Source organism: Arenibacter aquaticus (assembly GCF_003957295.1).
GTDB lineage: Bacteria > Bacteroidota > Bacteroidia > Flavobacteriales > Flavobacteriaceae > Arenibacter > Arenibacter aquaticus.
On the sequence record NZ_RQPJ01000001.1, the window covers coordinates 278,265 to 298,850 of the forward strand.

At 42.9% G+C, this 20,586-nt stretch carries 12 protein-coding genes; 2 read left to right on the forward strand and 10 right to left on the reverse strand.

Annotation, left to right across the window (positions count from 1 at the left end; genetic code table 11):
• Positions 1 to 3: 3 nt before the first annotated feature.
• The 10 genes from EHW67_RS01080 to EHW67_RS01125 form a co-directional block, all read right to left on the reverse strand.
• Positions 4 to 1,479, reverse strand: coding sequence for a CoA-acylating methylmalonate-semialdehyde dehydrogenase (locus EHW67_RS01080; protein WP_126160493.1), 1,476 nt, complete (start codon positions 1,477 to 1,479; stop codon positions 4 to 6).
• A 39-nt stretch (positions 1,480 to 1,518) separates the two neighbouring features.
• Entirely contained in the window at positions 1,519 to 3,117 is a 1,599-nt protein-coding gene (locus EHW67_RS01085) for a solute:sodium symporter family transporter (RefSeq protein ID WP_238389810.1), read from the reverse strand.
• A 19-nt stretch (positions 3,118 to 3,136) separates the two neighbouring features.
• The gene (gene iolD / locus EHW67_RS01090) at positions 3,137 to 4,996 is read right to left on the reverse strand and encodes a 3D-(3,5/4)-trihydroxycyclohexane-1,2-dione acylhydrolase (decyclizing) (protein WP_126160494.1); all 1,860 of its coding nucleotides are present in this window, start codon (positions 4,994 to 4,996) and stop codon (positions 3,137 to 3,139) included.
• 10 nt (positions 4,997 to 5,006) lie between these two features.
• Positions 5,007 to 6,020 (reverse strand): 5-dehydro-2-deoxygluconokinase, encoded by a 1,014-nt coding sequence (gene iolC / locus EHW67_RS01095; protein ID WP_126160495.1) that lies wholly within the window; start codon positions 6,018 to 6,020, stop codon positions 5,007 to 5,009.
• Positions 6,021 to 6,024: 4 nt separating this feature from the next.
• Positions 6,025 to 6,900, reverse strand: coding sequence for a 5-deoxy-glucuronate isomerase (iolB, locus tag EHW67_RS01100; RefSeq protein WP_126160496.1), 876 nt, complete (start codon positions 6,898 to 6,900; stop codon positions 6,025 to 6,027).
• Between the two features lie 11 nt (positions 6,901 to 6,911).
• On the reverse strand, positions 6,912 to 7,853 hold the full coding sequence (locus tag EHW67_RS01105) for a class II fructose-bisphosphate aldolase (protein WP_126160497.1): 942 nt from the start codon (positions 7,851 to 7,853) through the stop codon (positions 6,912 to 6,914).
• A gap of 123 nt (positions 7,854 to 7,976) precedes the next feature.
• Positions 7,977 to 9,020, reverse strand: coding sequence for a LacI family DNA-binding transcriptional regulator (locus EHW67_RS01110; RefSeq protein ID WP_126160498.1), 1,044 nt, complete (start codon positions 9,018 to 9,020; stop codon positions 7,977 to 7,979).
• 310 nt (positions 9,021 to 9,330) lie between these two features.
• A complete protein-coding gene (locus EHW67_RS01115) occupies positions 9,331 to 11,073 on the reverse strand; it encodes a RagB/SusD family nutrient uptake outer membrane protein (RefSeq protein WP_126160499.1) in 1,743 nt (580 codons plus the stop codon).
• 19 nt (positions 11,074 to 11,092) lie between these two features.
• Positions 11,093 to 14,065 (reverse strand): SusC/RagA family TonB-linked outer membrane protein, encoded by a 2,973-nt coding sequence (locus EHW67_RS01120; protein ID WP_126160500.1) that lies wholly within the window; start codon positions 14,063 to 14,065, stop codon positions 11,093 to 11,095.
• A gap of 768 nt (positions 14,066 to 14,833) precedes the next feature.
• The gene (locus tag EHW67_RS01125) at positions 14,834 to 15,334 is read right to left on the reverse strand and encodes a hypothetical protein (protein ID WP_126160501.1); all 501 of its coding nucleotides are present in this window, start codon (positions 15,332 to 15,334) and stop codon (positions 14,834 to 14,836) included.
• Positions 15,335 to 15,724: 390 nt separating this feature from the next.
• Between EHW67_RS01125 and EHW67_RS01130 the strand changes: the two genes are divergently transcribed.
• Both EHW67_RS01130 and EHW67_RS01135 read left to right on the forward strand, forming a co-directional pair.
• Positions 15,725 to 19,042: a SusC/RagA family TonB-linked outer membrane protein gene (locus EHW67_RS01130; protein ID WP_238389811.1), complete on the forward strand. Its 3,318-nt coding sequence runs from the start codon at positions 15,725 to 15,727 to the stop codon at positions 19,040 to 19,042.
• A 12-nt stretch (positions 19,043 to 19,054) separates the two neighbouring features.
• The gene (locus EHW67_RS01135) at positions 19,055 to 20,560 is read left to right on the forward strand and encodes a RagB/SusD family nutrient uptake outer membrane protein (protein ID WP_126160502.1); all 1,506 of its coding nucleotides are present in this window, start codon (positions 19,055 to 19,057) and stop codon (positions 20,558 to 20,560) included.
• Positions 20,561 to 20,586 lie beyond the last annotated feature (26 nt).

The window sequence follows — 20,586 nt, forward strand, 5'->3', positions numbered from 1 at the left end:
CGATTAAAATTTTCTGGACCATATATTAGGCCATCTTTCTATGACCACCTTGGTCTGCGTAAAAAATTCTATAGCGTGTTTTCCCTGTCCGTGGAGATCTCCAAAAAAGCTATCCTTCCATCCGCTGAACGGGAATTGTGCCATTGGTGCGGCCACCCCTATATTAATTCCTATGTTTCCTGCGTCGGCCTCATTTCTAAACCTTCTGGCATTGGCACCACTACCTGTGAACAAACAGGCCATATTGCCATAATTGCCACTATTGACAAACTTTAAGGCTTCGTTTATATTCTTCATGGATATCAGGCTCATCACTGGACCAAAAATCTCGGTCGCAATAAGTTCCTTATCCAAGGCCACGTCTTCCAATATGGTTGGGTTTAGAAAGTTTCCCTTCTCATAGCCCGAAATGGAGGCATTTCGGCCATCTAAAAGCACTTTAGCCCCTTCGTCAACGCCTTTTTGGATGAGTCCCGTAATCCTAGATTTGCTTTCCGGAGTAATTACCGGCCCCATATTAACGTTCTTATCCAAGCCATATCCAGTAGTCCGGGCCTTCACGGTCTCATACAGCGCATCTTTAACCTGTCTTTTTTGATCATCCACGGTAATAATCGTAGAGGCTGCCAGACAACGCTGGCCAGCACAGCCGTATACGGAATCGGCTATTATTTTTGTCGACATTTCTATATCGGCATCGGGCAGTACCACCACAGGGTTTTTAGCCCCCCCTTGGGCCTGTACCCGCTTACCGTTTGCAGTGCCTTTGGAATAAATATACCTGGCAACCGGAGTACTCCCAACAAAGCTAACAGCCTTGATTTCCGGATGCTCTAAAATAGCGTCTACAGTATCTTTGCCACCGTGTACCAAGCTCACCAATCCTTTGGGCATATCCAATTGATCCAAAAACTCAAAAATCTTCATCATGGTCATGGGAACTTTCTCAGACGGCTTCACCACAAAGGCATTCCCGGTTGCTATGGCATAAGGCAAAAACCAAAAAACAATCATACTGGGGAAGTTGAAAGGGGTAATACAGGCCGCAACCCCTACCGGCTGCCTGATCATCATTTCATCTATGCCCGAAGCAATATCCTCAATTACATCACCACCCATTAGCATAGGTGTGCCACAGGCTACTTCTATATTTTCTATGGCTCTTTGGATTTCTCCAATGGACTCTCCATAGGTTTTTCCGGATTCGTTGGTAATAATCTCGGCCAATTCCTCCCTATTGGTTTCCATCAAAGTTTTTAATCGGTATAATACCTGCACCCTTTTTAATACGGGAACATTTCGCCATTCCTTATAAGCCTTAGAAGCCGCACCCACGGCCTTATCTACATCCTTTTGGGTGTCATTGCCATATGGCACCTTTGCCAAAACCTCCTGAGTAGCAGGGTTTACAACATCTATGGACTCTTTAGCAACACTAGAGGTCCAAACTCCATCGATATAATTTTTTAATAATTCCATTTTGTATAGTATTAAATGTTATTGTTCCTTATTGCCATGTTAGTTATTGTTCCATAACAAGGCATAAATAATTATGGTTATAGCACACAATCCAATAGACATTGGAATGGTGTATTTCCATGATTTGAGATTAACGGCCCCCACATCGGTAATTTCGTACATATTCTGATTGGGGTAGAAATAGGAGACCGAATACATTATGGCCACGTTTAGCAAAAACTCTATACCCCATAGATGCACAAAGTGAATGCCGTGACTGGTATAGCCCCAGGTCATAAAAACATAAAAGCAAAGTCCAAATATGAGGGCTACCTTGGCACCCATGGCCGATATTTTTTTCATAAAGAAACCTGCCAACAGAATAGAGGCTATGGGAATAAAAAATATCCCATTGAGCTCTTGCAACAATTGATACAGCCCATCTGAGGCATTTGCCACCATTGGGGCCGCAAAAATGGCGGTTATCGCAAGAATGGCAGAGGTTACCTTCCCTATCCTTACCAGTTTTATATCGCTCACATTTTTAGCTATATGCTTTTTATAGATATCTACACTAAACAAGGTGGCCACCGAGTTAAGCACAGAGTTAAAAGTACTAAGAACGGCCCCCATGATAACGGCAGCAAAAAATCCGATCAACCACACTGGCAGAACTTTTTTTACAAGTTGGGGGTATACCGTGTCTTGCTGATCAAAATAAGTGTCCTGAAAATAATAGTAGCAGATAACACCTGGGAGTACAATCACAAGGGGTATCAATATTTTAAACAGACCCGTTATCAATAATCCCTTTTGTGCTTCCTTAAGGTTTTTTGCCCCCAAGGCGCGTTGGATTATGGTTTGGTTCATTCCCCAGAAATAAAGTTGATTGATTATCAAACCCGTAAAGAGGACCTCTATGGGCAATACGGAATCCCTTGCCCCAACCACATTGAATTTCTCTGGAGCATAGTTATATACTTTTACCAGTCCGTCTACAACATTGTTGTCCCCTATGGCCATCAATGCCAGTATAGGTATCAACAATCCTCCCAGCAACAGTCCAAAACCATTAATGGTATCGGACAATGCCACTGCTTTTAACCCTCCAAAAATGGCATAAATAGATCCAATGGTCCCTATTATGACCACGGTTACCCATAGGCCTTCGGTCTTATCTACGCCTAGGATTTCCGAAACCCCAAAAAGACTTTCTATACCTATTGCCCCAGAGTATAGCACAATGGGAAGCAGGGTCACTACAAAGGAAAATATTAGTATGGCCGCCACCATTGTCCTAGTAACCCCATCGAACCTATTTTCCAAAAATTGGGGTATGGTAGTAAGCCCCATTTTCAGGTATTTGGGCACAAAGAAAATGGCCGCAATGACCAAGGCGATAGAGGAGGTAACCTCCCAGGCAATGACAATAAAACCATTGACATAGGAATTACCGTTCATTCCTATAAGATGTTCAGAAGAAATATTGGTCAACAACATGGAACCCGCAATCACCATTCCCGACAAACTTCTACCTCCTAAAAAATAACCATCGGTAGAGGCTAAATTAGTCTTTCGCAGACTATACCATGTAAAAAAAGCGACCCCTCCGGTAAAGAGGACAAAGGAAGTTAGTATAATGATCAAATTGGTATTCATAGTATGGCTTGGTTATGGTCTATAGATAATATTTCTGTGTCTTCTTGTTTTCCTTATAAGTTTCCAAAGATTCCTTTACTGCATTTTTTTCTGACACTTCGGCTACTGCCACGTCCCACCATGCAAATCCCGGTACTGCCTTCTTACGGTCTACCTCTATATATATTACAGTGGTTTTATCTATCGTCTTTGCCTTTCTCAATGCGGCGTTCAATTCCTGAACGTTGGCAGCCTTGATTACATGGGCCCCCATACTTGTAGCATTGGCTGCATAATCTATAGGCAACACTCCCCCGTCCAATTGGTTCGTTTCCTCATTTCTATATCGATAATACGTCCCAAAGCCTTCGCTTCCGAGGGAACTGGACAAACTTCCGATACTGGAATAACCGTCATTGTTTAACAAAATAATGGTCATTTTCTGCTTTTCTTGAATCGATGTTACAATCTCTTGGGACATCATAAGGTAACTGCCATCGCCCACCATAACATATATTTCGGCATCTGGACGGGCCATTTTTGCGCCCAGACCACCGGCAATTTCATAGCCCATGCAGGAATATCCGTATTCCAGATGGAAGCCTTTAGGGTTTTGGGTACGCCATAATTTATGAAGATCTCCCGGTAGACTCCCGGCAGCACAAAGAACTATATCTTCTGGGCTGGAAAAGGAATTTACAGCACCTATAACCTCTCCCTGAAAAGCGGGCGTGTCATTTTTTTCCGCATAGATATCATCCACAAATTGGTCCCAGCTCTTATTAAAATTTTCTACTTTTTCACGGTACCCCTTACTCACTTCAAAACCGACCAGTTCCTGGTCCAAGACTTCCAAAATGGCCTTGGCATCACCTACCAAAGGAAGTGCTCCGTGTTTAAAGGAATCGAACTCCGTAATATTAATATTGATAAAGCGCACATTGGGGTCCTGAAAAGCAGACTTGGAAATGGTGGTAAAATCACTATATCTTGTTCCAATTCCAATGACCAGGTCGGCCTCTTTGGCAACCGCTATTGCACCTGGTGTTCCTGTTACCCCGGCAGCACCCAGATTCTGTGGTTCATTGTAATCCAATGTCCCCTTGCCTGCAAAGGTTTCTGCTAGGGGAATACCGCTCCTATTGACAATTTTTTTCAACACAGCCGATGCACCACTGTAAATAGCCCCTCCTCCTGCTATGATCATGGGTTTTTTGCTTTCCTTGATCTGCGCAATGGCCCTGGACAAAAGTGTTTTATCGGGCATGGTCCTGCCTATATGCCATACTCGTTTTACAAACATTTCTGCAGGGAAATCAAATGCCTCGGCCTGCACGTCCTGCGGTATGGACAGGGTAACCGTCCCGGTTTCGGCCTGTGAGGTAAGTACCCTCATTACCTCAGGTAAGGAGGTTATCAGCTGTTCTGGCCTATTGATCCTATCCCAGTATTTGGAAACCGGCTTAAAACAATCGTTAACGGATACGTCCTGACTTAGATTGGACTCCAACTGTTGCAGTACCGGCGCCACTTGCCTTGTAGCAAAAATATCGCCGGGAATTAAAAGGACTGGAATCCTATTGATAGTTGCCGCTGCGGCAGCGGTAAGCATATTGGTAGCTCCCGGACCTATAGACGATGTACACACAAAGGTTTGCAACCTGTTCTTTACTTTTGCAAAGGCTGCTGCCGTGTGTACCATGCCCTGTTCATTTCTAGCCACATAGTATGGGAAGTCCAAATGTTGATGTAAGGCCTGCCCTATACCTGCTACATTCCCGTGGCCTAAAATTCCAAGGCAGCCGGCAAAAAATTTGTTTTCCACCCCATCGCGCTCTACATACTGATTTTTTAAATATTCAATGGTAGCCTGGGCCACCGTAAGTCTTTTTGTCTTCATGGTTTTATATTTAAAATCCCCCCTTTTCGTGTATAAATTTTAAAGATTCCTCTAGGGTTGGCATAAAGTTGGCGCAACCCTTTTTAGTCACCACCTGTGCTCCACTGGCATTCCCCATTCGGCATGCTTTTTTTAAATCCCAACCTTGTAGTATACCATATAGAAACCCGCTGGCAAAGGCATCACCGGCGCCCAGCACATTTAAAACCGATACCGGGAAGCCGGGAACATCTTCCCTGGAACCGTCCTTTTGATAAATACTGGCACCTTTTTCACCACGTTTTACAATGAGTATCTCTATGCCGGAAGAAAGGAGTTGTTTAATGGATTCGTCTATATCCCCCTTAATTTCAGGGGCGGAAATCTGCTGTTCCTTTATAGTAACTTGGGAAGCATCTATAAGAGTGGCCGCCAAAATTTCCTCTTCGGTCCCAATGGCTATTTTCACCCTGGGCAAAATGGCCCTGACGGTTAAACCAAAGGCCCTATAATCATGCCATTGGTCTGCCCTAAAATCCAAATCCAGAACTACATCAACATTATTTCTATTGGCAATTTCCGTGGCATAAAAAGTGGCGCTTCTAGTAGGTTCTACATTTAGCGCGGTACCGTTGATCAATAAAATCCTATAGTCCGCAATATTGGCAGAGTCCACATCATCAATATCTACTTGACTATCGGCGGCATTATCCCTATAATAAACCAAGGGGAATTTATCTGGAGGTTCTATCCCTAGAACCACGGCACTACTCCTGGTACCATATTTAACCGGGATAGTATGGGTGTTTACACCTTCACCGTTCAAAAAGTTGAGAATAAATTCTCCCACTTTGTCATTACCTACCGCGGTCAACAAACTTGCATTGACCCCCAATCGGGCACAGCCAACGGCTATATTTAAAGGAGATCCGCCAACAAAGGCATCAAAACCCTGGATGTCATTAAAGGGCGATCCTACATTTTGGGAATAAAGATCTATTGATGATCTTCCAAAGGTAATTACATCAAACTTTTTTTCGTCCATGATATTATTGTTTGTTCATTTCGGCCGTTACCAACGGCAATCTTGCATCCTTTGAGGTCCATGAATCATAGATCCATTCGTGATCCGGATCTGTGGTATTGGCCAGGCATTGGTCCGTTCCGGCCAAGAAGTTTAGATAATAACAATGAAAACCGTGTTCGGCCACTACAGGGTGGAACCCTTTGGGGATAAGTACTACATCGTTATGTTTGGGCCTGGCAATTTCATCCAAAGACCTATCCTTGGTATAGACTTGTTGAATGGCGTAGGCTCCCGGCTTTTGAAATTTGTAGAAATAGGTCTCTTCCTGTATAGGTTCCAAAACGGTACCTTTTTCATCTACTATGCGTTCATCATGCTTATGGGCAGGAAATGAACTCCAATTCCCAGAAGGCGTATAGACTTCCCGCACCACTATTTTACTACAGCCAAAACCTGGTGGCACCAGGTCGTTAAACTGTCGGGTAGCATTATCACCACCAAAAATAACCACGGGCGTATCCTCTGGAGTCACGAATTTTGCCGGGAAATCTTCCGTTACCTTGCACCAACCATATGCAATATCCAAGGTATCGCTCATTGCCGTTAAAGTGAATTTGCTATTTCGCGACAGATAAAGGGTGTGGGCCACCCCACTAAAAACATCCTTTCTGCCATTTTTTGTTTCCCAGTTTCCCTTATCGCTTTCCACCTTAAAATTGCCACTTAATAGCACAATGACCATCTCGTTATCCTGGGTATGGTGTTCCCAGCTTTCACCTTTGGTCATTAATCTTGCCTCAAAATTGAGGTATTCCCAGTTGGCCTTTGTAGGTGTAATTTGATGATATATCCCTGTCTTGGATTTTGGTTTTATCTGCAAATGTGAATTATGTTCCATAATTTTTAATTTTAAAATTTCATGTCGCTTACTGTCCCGGTAGCACCCAAGAGATTGAACTTCTCCAGCATAAATTTTTCGTACTCCTTCATATAGGTCTTCCCTGGAATTACAGGATCGAACAACTCTGGAGCATCCCTAAAAAACTCCCTGTGCACTCTGGTCCACAATAGTCTGGTATCTGTGGCTATATTGATCTTACACACCCCATAGGCAATGGATTTTACAATTTCGTCCGGAGAAACTCCCGAAGCCCCTTCGCGTAAAGTGCCACCCGCCTTATTAATCCTTTTTATTTCCTGCTCATTTACGGCAGATCCCCCATGCAGTACAATGGGGTATTGGGGCAATCTGCGCTGGATATCTTCCAGAATTTGAAACTGTATACCTTCTCCTCCAGAAAATTTATAGGCTCCGTGACTAGTGCCCACCGCCACTGCCAAACTATCGCACCCAGTTAGTTCTACAAATTCCTCTACTTCAGACGGCTGGGTGTATTTTGCCAATTTTTCATCTATGGATATATCGTCTTCCACTCCACTGAGCACCCCCAATTCTGCTTCAACAACGATTCCCTTTTTATGGGCCTCCTTAACAACAGCCTTGGTTCTTTTAACGTTATCGGCAAAATTGTCATGGGAGGCATCAATCATAATAGAGTTATAATCATTGGACAATATAGCGTCAAAGGCATGCTCCTCGTTCCCGTGATCCATATGAACGGAATAGACCGCTTTGGGATAAATCTTGGCGGCTGCGTTGATCATGGATATGAGCATTTCTGGATGTGCATAATCCCTGGCAGCCGGAGTAATTTGAACAATGAAAGGTGCATTGGCCCTTTCTCCCGCGCAAAAAAGCCCAAGAACCTGTTCCATGGTAAAAACATTGACAGCCGGTATGGCAAACTTGCCATAACAATGCCCAAATAATATTTTAGGTGAAATCTGCATGTAAAATTTTAATATAACTATAAATAGCCTTAATCTTTTACACAAATAACAATAAATAATTGGTGTTTTGAAGAATTTCGCATTAAAAGTGCATGCAAAGGTTTGCATTGCCAAAAGACTGTCTTAGTCCTCCGATACCAACTTATTCTCTTTGGAAGATGCTCTTATTACCAACTCTGGTTTAAAAACCTCTTTTCTATATTCCGGTGGGGTATTCGGATTTTTTAAATGACTTAATAAAATCCTTGCCGAAAGCATTCCCATACTATACACTGGTTGCCAAACGGTAGATAAGGCCGGGGTAATAAAAGCGGAATGCGGTTCATCATCAAATCCAACAATGGAGATCTGCCCTGGAATTTGCAATCCCAACTCTTTGGCCGTGTGCATTGCGGATATGGCAAGATTATCACTATAGGCAAAAATTGCATCGGGCAGCTCATTGTTGTTCAGGAGTTCTTTAGTGGCCAATTCTACCTCTTCATGGGAAAACCCGGAAACGTGAACAACGTATTGGTCATTCACTGCCACCTTGTTTTTATGAAGAGCATCCAAATAACCCTGCAGCCTGTGTTCTGTAGTACTTAAATTTAAGGGACCTCCTAAATGGGCTATACGGTTACAACCTATACCGATTAAGTATTCCACCGCCTGAAAGGCCCCAAAATAATCATCTACCAATACCTTGTCGGCCTCCAATCCCGGACAATCCCGGTCAAATACCACAATGGGAATACCACTTTTTTGAAGTTTTTTAAAGTGATCAAAGTTTTTGGTTTCCGAGGAAGGCGACACCAAGACCCCATCTATCTGGATTTTGGACAACCTCTTAACAATGGTCAACTCTTCCTCGTAGGATTCATTGGACAGGCAAATCATAATATTGTATTCGGAATGAACGATTACGTCCTGAACCCCGGTAATAATTGCTGAAAAAAAATGGCCTGTTATTTCGGGGACGATTACCCCAATGGTGTTGGATTTTTTCTGAAGTAGATTTAACGCCAAAAGATTGGGCTGATAGTCCAATTTTTCAGCCAGGGCTTTTACAGCCTCCTTGGTTTCCTTTTTTATGGCCGGATGATCGTTTAGGGCCCTGGACACGGTAGACGGAGCTATATTGAGTTCACGTGCAATATCTTTAATGGTAACACGTCCCTTTTTCATATAAAGTCTCTATTTACTATCCCTACTTGCCTAATCATATTCACATTGATAATAAAATGCAGCTCTGTAGGCTGCACCAATTAAAAGTACGATGGAATTGAACATTGAAGACAAAATACAACAAAAATACTTAATGAACCCCTAAAGGTAGGCACATGGAAAATAAAACGGCAAGTTTATTGGAAGTAGTTTTATTCTGATTGGAGTGTAGCAACATATTTTTCCAAGATGTAAGAAACCATAGCATTCCAAAAAGAATAAAGGCGGACATTTACGTCCGCCTTTAACAAAAATTAATTTAAACTAATTGTTAATAACCCTGATTCTGCTCTAAAAAACCATCAATTCCCGAAGCGGCATCAACAGCACTTTGCGGAATAGGGAACAATCTGTGATTTACATCGGAATCGGTCTTCTCTGTCCAAGAGTCCTCGTATTTCCCAAATCTAATTTGGTCTCCACGTCTAAAGCCTTCCCAGTAGAGTTCAAATCCCCGCTCGCGGAACATTATCTCCAAATCTATCGCTTCCAATGCTTCCGGAGTTTGATCCGGACGGGCCGTTCTTGAGGCCCGTAGTGTATTTACATCAACAAGAGCTCCTCCTGCATCATCACTTCTTAATTTGGCTTCCGCCCTCATTAAGTACACCTCTGCCAAACGCATCAACACCAAATCCACGCTACTAAAATTGTTACCGTTTGGTGAAGTTCGGCTAAACTGGTACTTGGAACATCTGTATCCTGTATGATGCAACGCACCTTCATTGGTAAAGTCAACGTTTAGTGTATGGCTTACATATTCCGGCCCATTTCCTCTTTTGTTTTTAACAGGGTAAATTCTAACTCCGGTTTCACAAGTTAAAAATGCCCCATCATCTCCTTTTCTAGGTCCCCAAAGGGTGCCACGTAGAATTCCCCGGTCTATCTCAAATTCGTTCGGCTCTACACAGTAATAGCTGTTTTCGGTTTCGGTAGCGAGCACCTGCTCGCGGCCTTCAAAATCTGCCAGTTGAGCATCAGGAACAATAATATTCTTTTGATAAAACCTGGCATCTGCATCAGCGGGGTCAACTTCCCCGTAGGCATCTACCCATGTTTGATAAAAGTCTGATGTAACTGCGGGTCCGTCGGTACCATCTGCACTAGGATATTCAGGTCTTGGGAACAAGGATCCTGAGATAGACCAATAGGCCCATCGGCTATGCTCCCTGTTTAGCACACCACGTTGGTCCAAAGCAAAAATAAGCTCTGGGTTGCTATTGTTGTCGTCGTTGAACAGATCAAAATATTCTGGAGACAAAGAGAACGCACCGGAATTAATGATGTTGTCCGTATACTGTATAACCAAGCCCATGTCTTCCTGAGTAAAGTTTGGTGTACCATAGGGGTCACGATAAACAGCGGCATTTAGGTACAACCTTGCCAGAAAGCCCCATACTGCAGCCTGTGTTATCCTACCGGGGCCTCTGCTGCTATTAATGACATCCACAACAGATAGCAGCTCACTTTCAATGTAATCAATGGCATCTTGGCGCCGGAGCACTTCAGAAAGCTGGTCCGATGATTCCTTCTTAAGGACAAGCCCCCAACTATCCAACATTAACATATTTAAATATGCCCTTAGGGCCTTCATTTCATATAACGCCTCGGCAGCTTCGGCGTTCCCCTCATCTGCTAATGGAGTCAACACCTCAATGGCTGCCAAGGTTCTGGAGATATTGGTTGTTAGCTGGTTCCAGCCAGCACCTACCAAATCGTTTGTTGGGGTGATATTATGCTGGTGCGTGGCCATGAACTTACCACCGTCAAACCAGTCGGTTCCCCCTCGAAAAGGAAGAATTGCCTCATCGGAGGCGATAAGTTGCAATCCATAATAATTAGTATGCCTCCAAACCCAGGAAACAAATCCATAAGCTGGTGCAATGGCTCCGCTAACGGCTTCTGACTGGCCTCCAAATTCGGCTTCATCCAGTCTTTCTTCTTCCAGGTCCGTACAGTTAAAGTTAAACAGCGCACAGACCACAAGTGCTATAATTAAAAATCTATTTTTCATTTTTGACACAATTTTTTGATTAAAAGGATACGTTTAAGCCAAAGAGGATTGTTCTTGGGCTAGGATAGGTAAAACGGTCTATTCCGAACGTTTGAATACCATCAATGTCTGCATTGGTATTTACTTCTGGATCAAAGCCCGAATAGTCGGTTATCACAAATAGGTTTTGACCGGTTATGTTAAAACGGATGCCGTTTACCAAATCTCCCAATCCCAAATCTTGCGGATTCAAGGAATATCCCAAAGTGGCATTGTTCAAGCGTAAATAACTCCCATCTTCCAAGTATCTTGTAGAGACTTCATTGGAATTGCTATTGCTCTCGTTGGGAAATTCTGCTGCAAAGGGTGTAGTGTTCAGATTTCTACTGAGCTGCCCCCTTGTGAACAATGACATGGCGGTGTGGTTGTATATCTTATTCCCGGACACGCCATTAAAATTTAATCCTAGATCAAAGTTCTTGTAATTTAAATTCATGTAAAAGGCATAAATCAAATCGGGCAATGCACTGCCGACCACAAACCGGTCATTGTCCAAGGATTCACCATCCGGAACAACATCCCTAAATTCGTTTAATCCGTCTGCACCTATTCCAATAAAGTCTTTCATGAAGAAAGCACCAATGGGTTCATTATTAATGTAGCCATTGATGGTAGCACCTGTCTGGCCTGCTCCCGAGGCCGCACCCGTGGTTATCACCTCAAATTGGGAGTCGACTACTTTATTATCAGTGTATGCAAAGTTTCCACCAATATTATATGTAAAATCCTCACTGAAACTTCCATTATAATCCAACGTAAATTCAACCCCGGTATTCTTAATTTCCATGTCCGGAATATTGGTCCATATTTTTTCGGTGGGTTGTATAGGGTCTATCCTGTTGGCAAATAGTACCACATCACTGGCAACTTTATTAAAATAATCCAAAGAACCTGTCAATTGATTTTTGAACAATCCAAAATCCAAGCCAATATTGGTTTGTGTTGAAACCTCCCATTTAAGGTCTGGATATGCCGTACGCACGGGTACCGTCCCAAAGGGATAATCATCTAAGGTCGCTTCGTTTCCTCCAATGGGGTAGGTATCATTTTCGGTCTTTGAGTCCACATAACTAGCTAAACTCACCTTGCTTGGAATACCATCTTGGTTACCTGTTTGCCCCCAGCTTGCCCTTAATTTTAGATTGCTGAACACTTCACTATCGGCCATAAAGTCTTCCTTGCTAATATTCCAGCCCAATGCCACTGACGGGAAATACCCATATTTGTTGTTTTCACCAAATCTAGAAGAACCATCGGCCCGTAACGTTGCCGTTAACAGATACTTGTCCTGAAACCCATAATTCATCCTACCAAAAAATGATTGTTGCTCATTTTTATATGCTACAGAATTCAATGTCGTGGGACGCACCTCGGTACTTATCTGATCCTGATATCGCGGTTCAATGCCGTTAAGGGCAAATCCTTCCAATTGAAACTGCTTCTGTTTATAAATTGTCTCTTGATAGGAGTGACCTGCCAGTAGTGTCACATTGTGGTCACCAGTGCTAAATGTATAGGTTAAAGTATTTTCCACCAAAGTATTGCTATTGGTAATGGTTCTGGTATCCAACTCACCAAATTCTTCACCTTCCAGCAAGGCAAAAGGCTCGCTCTGTATATCTCGATCGGTAGCAGAATAATCTACCCCTAAGTTTACTTTATAAGTAAGACCGTCAATAATTTCAAAAGAGGGCGCAATGTTTGCAAGAATCCTATGGTTATTGGCTTCATCTGTGTACAGCCGATTGCGCTGAATAGGATTTAACCGCTGCTCCAATAAGGTTGGCTCACCATTAGTGAATACTGGAATAGTGGGGTTCAACTGCAGCATATCGGTCACTATGGCCGATATATTGGGTCTTTCATTCGTGGTCTTTGCGGCGGTAAGATTGAATTCCACATTCAAACGTCCATCCATGGCCTTTTGGGTTAAATTCACCCTGCCCGAGTATCTTTTTAAATAACTATTGTTATAGATACCTTCTTGGTCATCTACACCACCGGACACATAATAAGAGAACTTACCTGCGGTACTACCACTCATAGAGAGATTCACCCTTTTTGAAATACCCGTCCTGGTCAATTCATCTTCCCAATTGGTATTGGCTCCCCCGTCAATTAAAGTACCCCCAACTGCAGGCACTTGTTGTCTAAATTCATTGGCAGAGAAAACATCCATTCCGTTCGCCAAGGATGACATGGCCGTAGATACCGATAAATTCATTTCCGTTTTTCCTGTTTTCCCTCTTTTGGTGGTAATTGCAATTACCCCATTGGCAGCCCGTGCCCCGTAGATTGCCGCGGCGGATGCATCCTTTAGGACATCTATCGAGGCAATGTCTTGGGGGTTGATAAAGTTCAGAGGGTTTGAGGCCACCCCGGTTGGACTGTTGTCTATAACAAACCCATCCACTACAAAAAGTGGCGTGGTACCGGATCTAAGACTTCCTACCCCACGAATAATGATATTCTGTGCTGCCCCAGGTTCCCCACTAACAGAGGTAACATTAACGCCCGACACCTTACCTTGTAATAACTGTCCAGGGTTGGTAACCACACCTTGATTAAAGCTTTCGCTCTTTAATGAACCGATTGCACCGGTTACATCAGATTTCTTTTGCGTTCCATAACCCACAACGACCACCTCATCCAACAATGAGGAGTCTTCCTCTAACGATATGCTTACATTGCTTTGACCGTTGAGAGGAATGTCTTTGGAGGCATACCCTAAAAAGGATACGGCTAGAATTGCATTTACATCAGACACTTGCAGGGTGAAATTACCTTCAAAATCTGTCGTAGTTCCATTGTTTGTTCCTTTTTCAAGAACTGTTGCTCCGGGCAAGGGTATATTCTGTTCATCGGACACCGTACCGGTAACCGTTGTCTGTGCCCATGATGTCATTGATAGGCCTATCATAAAGACCAGTATCAAAATTTGATTTTTCTTCATATTTAGTTGTTTTAATTAGTTTTGTCATAACTAAATTAACACTTTATTAAGAATATCGGAATTATTGTGTCTTTTTATTGAATGCAAAGGTTTGCATAGAAGAATGGCGTACAAGACAGCCAAGAACCAGATTATGAACTACATCCACTTTGAAGGAGCAATAAACCTTCCCTAGGGAAGAAACCAAATCCCGACCAAAATGCCAAGCCAACGCCAACTAAGTATTCTTTTGGACTCCAACACCAAAACTTGGAATTAAGTCACGACACCTACGCACGATTATTACACAATAATTAACCGACCCCACTTTCTAAAGGTTAAGGTTATTAGGGACCAAAACTAGATAAATAGAACCTTCAAAGTCTGACTGATCTTACGATTTTACATTTACTTAACTATTTAATAATGAGATTTCTAAATTAAAAAGCCCCACAACTATTATGCAAAAGTCAGCCTTCTAAAAAGATGTTTGCTACTAAATAACTTATTGCCAAAATTTTAGATTATTGTAATTCGCATTTAGGATCATGCGGCAAACCATTTTAAATGGCAAGGCGTGTTGGCAGCTTATATTGGGCCCCATAACATTTCCTAAATACTGGGATAAAATAAACTTAGCAATAAATAGTATATTAGAAGTAGTTGTACACAACAAAAGGCTGCCAACTAGCTCCTAGCGAAGTAGTATATTATGGTAGATTTATAAATAACGGCAAACTACCGCATCATTCTGTAGCTAACTACATAGATGAAAAGGCGATTTTTTTTTTAGAAGTCGAACGTATAAAGAACTCCCAGAGTAAGGGTAGACCAAGTTCTATCATCCAGGTCTATTCCGGTATATGAAAAATTTACTTCGGTCTGGGCGCCCATTAAGTATCCAATGGCAGGCCTGTAGTACAATCCACCATCATTTTGATCATTGATACCTATTGCCTGACCTACATCGGCACCGAAAGAAAACGAGTTAGAGGTCCATACCCTTATAGATCCCGCAACGGGCACAAACTGTATGTTGGGCAAATCGGCAGAAAAAAGTTCCCTATCGTACTTTTCGGGAAAACCGTTGACAAAACCTGTCATGATCCCAAGATCAACCACCTCACTTACCCCCCATCTATAGCCCAGGTCCAATCCGGCAACTATACTTAATTCCTCGCTAAATTCCTCCAGAGGCAATCCGCCGTGAATTCCGAGTTTCATACCTTTTTGGGCGAACAGGCCCATTCCTAGCAAGATAAATACGATGGTGACAATTTTGGTTTTCATGAATGTTGGTTATTAATTGGCAGGCCTAAAACTATCATTTTCCAGAAAACAGACCACATTTTTGTTGTAAAAGAGGCCAAAAGGGTTGTAGAAAGATCATTTTAGAGCATGCACTACTTCTTTTAAAAAAAGATTCCTGTTCCATACAAAAGACAAACAAATAGATCATATAGATCCATTTTGTTTTCTAGAGCACCAAAACCCAACCAATACATAAACACCATAAGATACTTTTTTAACCTCAAATACCACAAAAAATAGTATATAGATAAAAAAATACATTACAATGTTAAAATTCATTTTTTAATATGCATTATGTATAACATAATAACAAATATTATATATCTTGCCCAACATCTAACCAATGATAACCCAAACACTCAATTATTTATGAAACAATTTAAGCAGCGTTTTGGAAGTGGGGCTACCCATAAATCCAAACACATGAAAACAACTAGCAGATCAATCTATTTGATCCTCAATCTATTCCTGCTCCTAGGAAGCGCACCCCTATTTGCGCAGCAAATGGATATCAAAGGAACTATTACAGACAGGTCTGGGCAACCCCTCCCGGGCGCAAACGTACTGGTTAAAGGAACTACCAATGGTACGCAGAGCGATTTTGACGGAAATTACACCATTAAGGCACAAACAGGAGATGTCCTAATTTTTAGCTACCTCGGCTTCACATCACAGAATGTCACCCTTGGAACTGAAAGCACTATAAACGTGACCCTTTTGGAAGACGCCGCCCTATTGGATGAGGTGGTTGTTACCGGTTACGGCTCGCAAACCAGGGCTACCCTTACCACATCGGTATCCAAATTGGACACCCAGGTTCTGGAGAGCTCCACCAGATCTAACGCAGCTACAGCCCTACAGGGCTCCATTGCAGGTCTACGGGTAACCAATACTACCGGGCAGCCAGGCGCCACACCACAAATTGTATTGCGCGGGGGAACAAATTTTGACGGCAGCGGATCACCCCTTATTTTGGTAGACGGTATTCCCAGCTCCTTTTACGCCCTTAACTCGGACGACATAGAGTCCATTGAAGTGCTCAAGGATGCCGCAGCCACCGCTATTTACGGTGCTAGATCTGCCAATGGGGTTATATTAGTAACCACCAAATCAGGGAAAGTAGGCAAATCCTCTATTAATTACAGATACAAGTACAGTATAAACGAAGAACGAAACGATCAGAAGTACATTGGTGCGGCCGATTTCATAAACTACAACAGGCAATCCATTGCTTGGTTTAGGGAAGCCATTAACAATCCAGGCTCTTTTGGGGCCTTTTTGGACGGGGCCAATAGTATGGGGACAGGCGGAAATACTACGGATTCTCCATTTACGACCCAGTTATTAACTACTGACAATCAATATTTATTAAACCAACCGGGCTGGAACAGCATTCCGGACATATTAAATCCAAGTCAGGAAATTTTGTTCTACAACAACACCACTGTAGGCGATAGGATTTATCAGGACAGCGCTTCAAAGGATCATTACCTATCCTTTGACGGCGGCAACGAAAAAGGGACCTACTATTTAGGTTTAGGCCTATTGGACAATGACGGCCTAATCTTGGGGTCCGGGTTTAAAAGGTATTCCGGCAAATTTTCGGGATCCTATAAAATATCGGACAGGATAAAAGTGAACAGTAACATTCTCTATTCCCACTCCAACCTTAGTTTGAGTCCGTTAGGGAGCGACAACACCGTATTCAGGAGATTCCAAAGTCAGGCCCCTACCTCCAGAACATATGACAACAACCCTGATGGCACTTTTTCGGACCAATATGCCGTGGGACAAAACCAAGGGTTTGGCAACCCCTTATACTACCAGGATAAATTTGTCAGAAAAAATTTAGAACAAAGATTATCGGCCTCGGTTGGCTTTGACTGGAACCTTATAGACCATCTTAAGCTTTCCGTGGATGGCAGTCACTTTGCCATAAACAATCATGACGAAAGCTTTAACAAGGCCTACAGGACAGGCAGCACCAGTGGACCCTTGCGAACCGCCCGTGAAGCCTCTATTGGCTTGGAAAGAACCCTAAGAAACCAATTAACAGGAACTTTGAACTACATCAATAATTTTGGTTCCCATAATATAAATGCCTTGGTGGGTGCCGAATACTATAAAGATAACTACTACACCACTGCTGCAGGAACGAGAAATTCGCCCACCGACTTGATCCAGACATTGAATGCTGGTGCAGAAGCCGATGGCATACCGTCCAGTTTTGAAACCGAATATGTAATCACCTCAGCATTTGGAAGGCTATTGTACGACTATAACAACACCTATCTTTTTGGATTTACGTTTAGAAATGATGGTTCATCCAGATTGGGCAATAATAAATTTGATTTCTTCCCTGGGGTGTCCTTTGGCTGGAACCTTCACAACGAAAGCTTCTTTACAAACTCCAATTTAGGTAAAACAATTACCAGAATAAAACCCAGGCTTAGTTACGGGGTAAACGGAAACCAAGAGGTGCTGAGCAACTATGGTGTATTTGGGGCCTATGGCAGCCAAGGGGTATATAATGGTCAAACGGGTTATGCCAATTCTGGCCTACCTACCTTGGACCTACAATGGGAAAAGTCGACCACCTTCAACGCTGGCTTGGACATCTCCTTCTTTAACGACCGTCTTTCAGTTATTACCGACCTGTATTCCAGGGATATAAAAGACAAGTTGGCCAACCTTACCCTGCCCTTCTACACAGGATTTAGCAGCATCTTGACCAACAACGGTACTATCAGGAACAAAGGTTTTGAACTACAGCTTAATGGCGACATTATAAGAAACGAGGACCTCACTTGGAACTTGGGCGCAACCGTCAGCACAAACAGAAATTATGTGCAGAAGCTTCCAGAAAATGCCAATGATCTTAACAGGCAAGACGGACAATTGATCTGGAATTCCAAAACAGGGGAAGAAGAATGGGTAGGTGGCCTGCAAGAGGGACAGCGAGTAGGCAACGATCTGGTCATTGCCTATGAGCAAGAAGGTATCTACGCCAATCAAGCAGAGGCCGATGCCGATAGCAATATCCAGGATGACTTTTTACCAGGTGACAAGAATGTACATTTCGCCGGTGATGTGAAATGGAAAGACCAAAATAACGATGGGGTAATCAACAGCCTCGACAGAAAGGTTATTGGACGCACCACCCCAGATTTCTTAGGAGGTATAACCACAAGCTTGCGATACAAAAACTTTAACCTTTTTGTAAAAACAGACTTTGCCACCGGGCATTTGGTATGGAACCATATTAGAAACAAAGGATATGCACAGACACAGGGTAACTTAAACCAACCTACAGAGGTATTGGATTCCTGGACCCCCAACAATACCGACACCGATTGGCCACGTTTTGTATTTGTAAATGGAACCAAGAATGTATGGAGAGGTAATGAGGGTGCCAGCTCAGGCGACAGCAATAGCCTTTTAAATGCGGGAAACAGCCAATTCTGGGAAAAAGGAGATTATTTGGCCCTTAGGGAAGTAACCTTTGGTTATGATATCCCTACCGCATACTTCAACAATAAGATTCAACGACTGAATCTTTTTGTGACAGCTAGCAACCTGCATTACTTTAAGGGCTATACCGGTGAAACACCTGAAGTTGGCGGGGTACAATACGGAGCTTTCCCCCTACCAAAAACAATCACCATTGGACTAAACCTAACTTTTTAAAATTAAAGGAACATGAAGAATTACATCTATATATTAATATTGACATTTGCCTTGGCAGCCTGTGAGAGCGAGTTGGATTTAACGAGTCCTAGCGAATTGACCACAGCTGGTTTTTGGGACACGGAAGAGGGTGCCAGAACGGCCCACACCGGGCTATACGCCAACCTACGCTCATCTGCTTCCACTCTATGGCTTCTGGGTGAGATAAGAAGTGATATTTGGGGAGGTCGCACATTTGAATCGCCTTCCAATGAATCTTTGATACGATCGGACATCACCGTTGCCTCTGCCCCTTTTGGTGGTTGGGCCGGACTATACACCAGAATTCACCGTATAAACGACTTTCTGGTGAACACCCCCAATGTAAGTTTTGTTAAGGATGCGGATAAAAACCATATTCTGGCACAGGCCTATGGCTTAAGGGCGTTCTACTACTATACATTACTAAAAACCTGGGGCGGAGTACCAATTATCTTGGAACCAATAGAAGAAGTAGACCCGGCCAGCCTAAGTAAACCACGAGCTACAGAAGCAGAGGTAATGGCACAAATAAAAGCGGATATTGAAGCCTCCCTAAGCACTTTTGGCTCGGACAACAGCTATTGGGAAGACAATAGAAATTTCTGGTCAAAGGCAGCCACCTTAGCCCTAAAAGGCGATGTTTACATCTGGTCTGGCAATGTTATGGGCGGAGGTCCTGCTGATTTTGAAGCTGCCAAATCCGCATTGCAGCAAATAGCTTCCCTAGGAGTAAACCTAGAACCCAGTATCTCCAATCTATGGGGTGTAGAAAATGAAGGGAATAGTGAATTCATTTTCGCCATGCAGTACAAACAAGATGAGGCATCCAATTTTTACAACAGTCATACCGGAAGAAGCACGGAAATAAACCCCACTTATAATGACGACGGCAATTCCATGAGCAATTTCATCATTGCTGGTGCCAACCGCTACGGACCATCCGAAAAAACACTCCTATTGTTGGACGATAATGCCGACAGTCGTAAGGATGCCACCTACATCCATCTTTATGAGGATGACAATGGTGGACTGGGTTACCCCTCCTATACTGAATCTGCTTATTTTGGTGCCGTTCTCAATAAGTTCCTGGGACAAGTAGTTGGTTCTGAGCGAATTTTTGAAAATGATGTACCTGTTTATAGATACGCAGATGTTATCCTATTATTGGCCGAAGCCAAAAACCTATTGAACGAGGATCCCTCTGAGGAAATAAACCAAATTCGCGAAAGGGCCTATGGAGAAAACTACGATCCGTTAGTCCATGGATATGTCAATGACTCACAAACAGAAAACACCAATGCCATCCTAACAGAGCGTTACAAAGAATTTATTGGAGAAGGAAAACGATGGTGGGACCTTAGAAGGGCCGGAGCTAGCTTTGTTTTCAACAATGTAAGCTTTCTGAGCCCAGGCGATGAATACAAACTGTTACTGCCCATTACCACAGATATGATTGGGCGCAACCCTTCCTTGGAACAAACACCCGGGTACAACTAAAATATTGATTAGAGTTAGTTTAAATT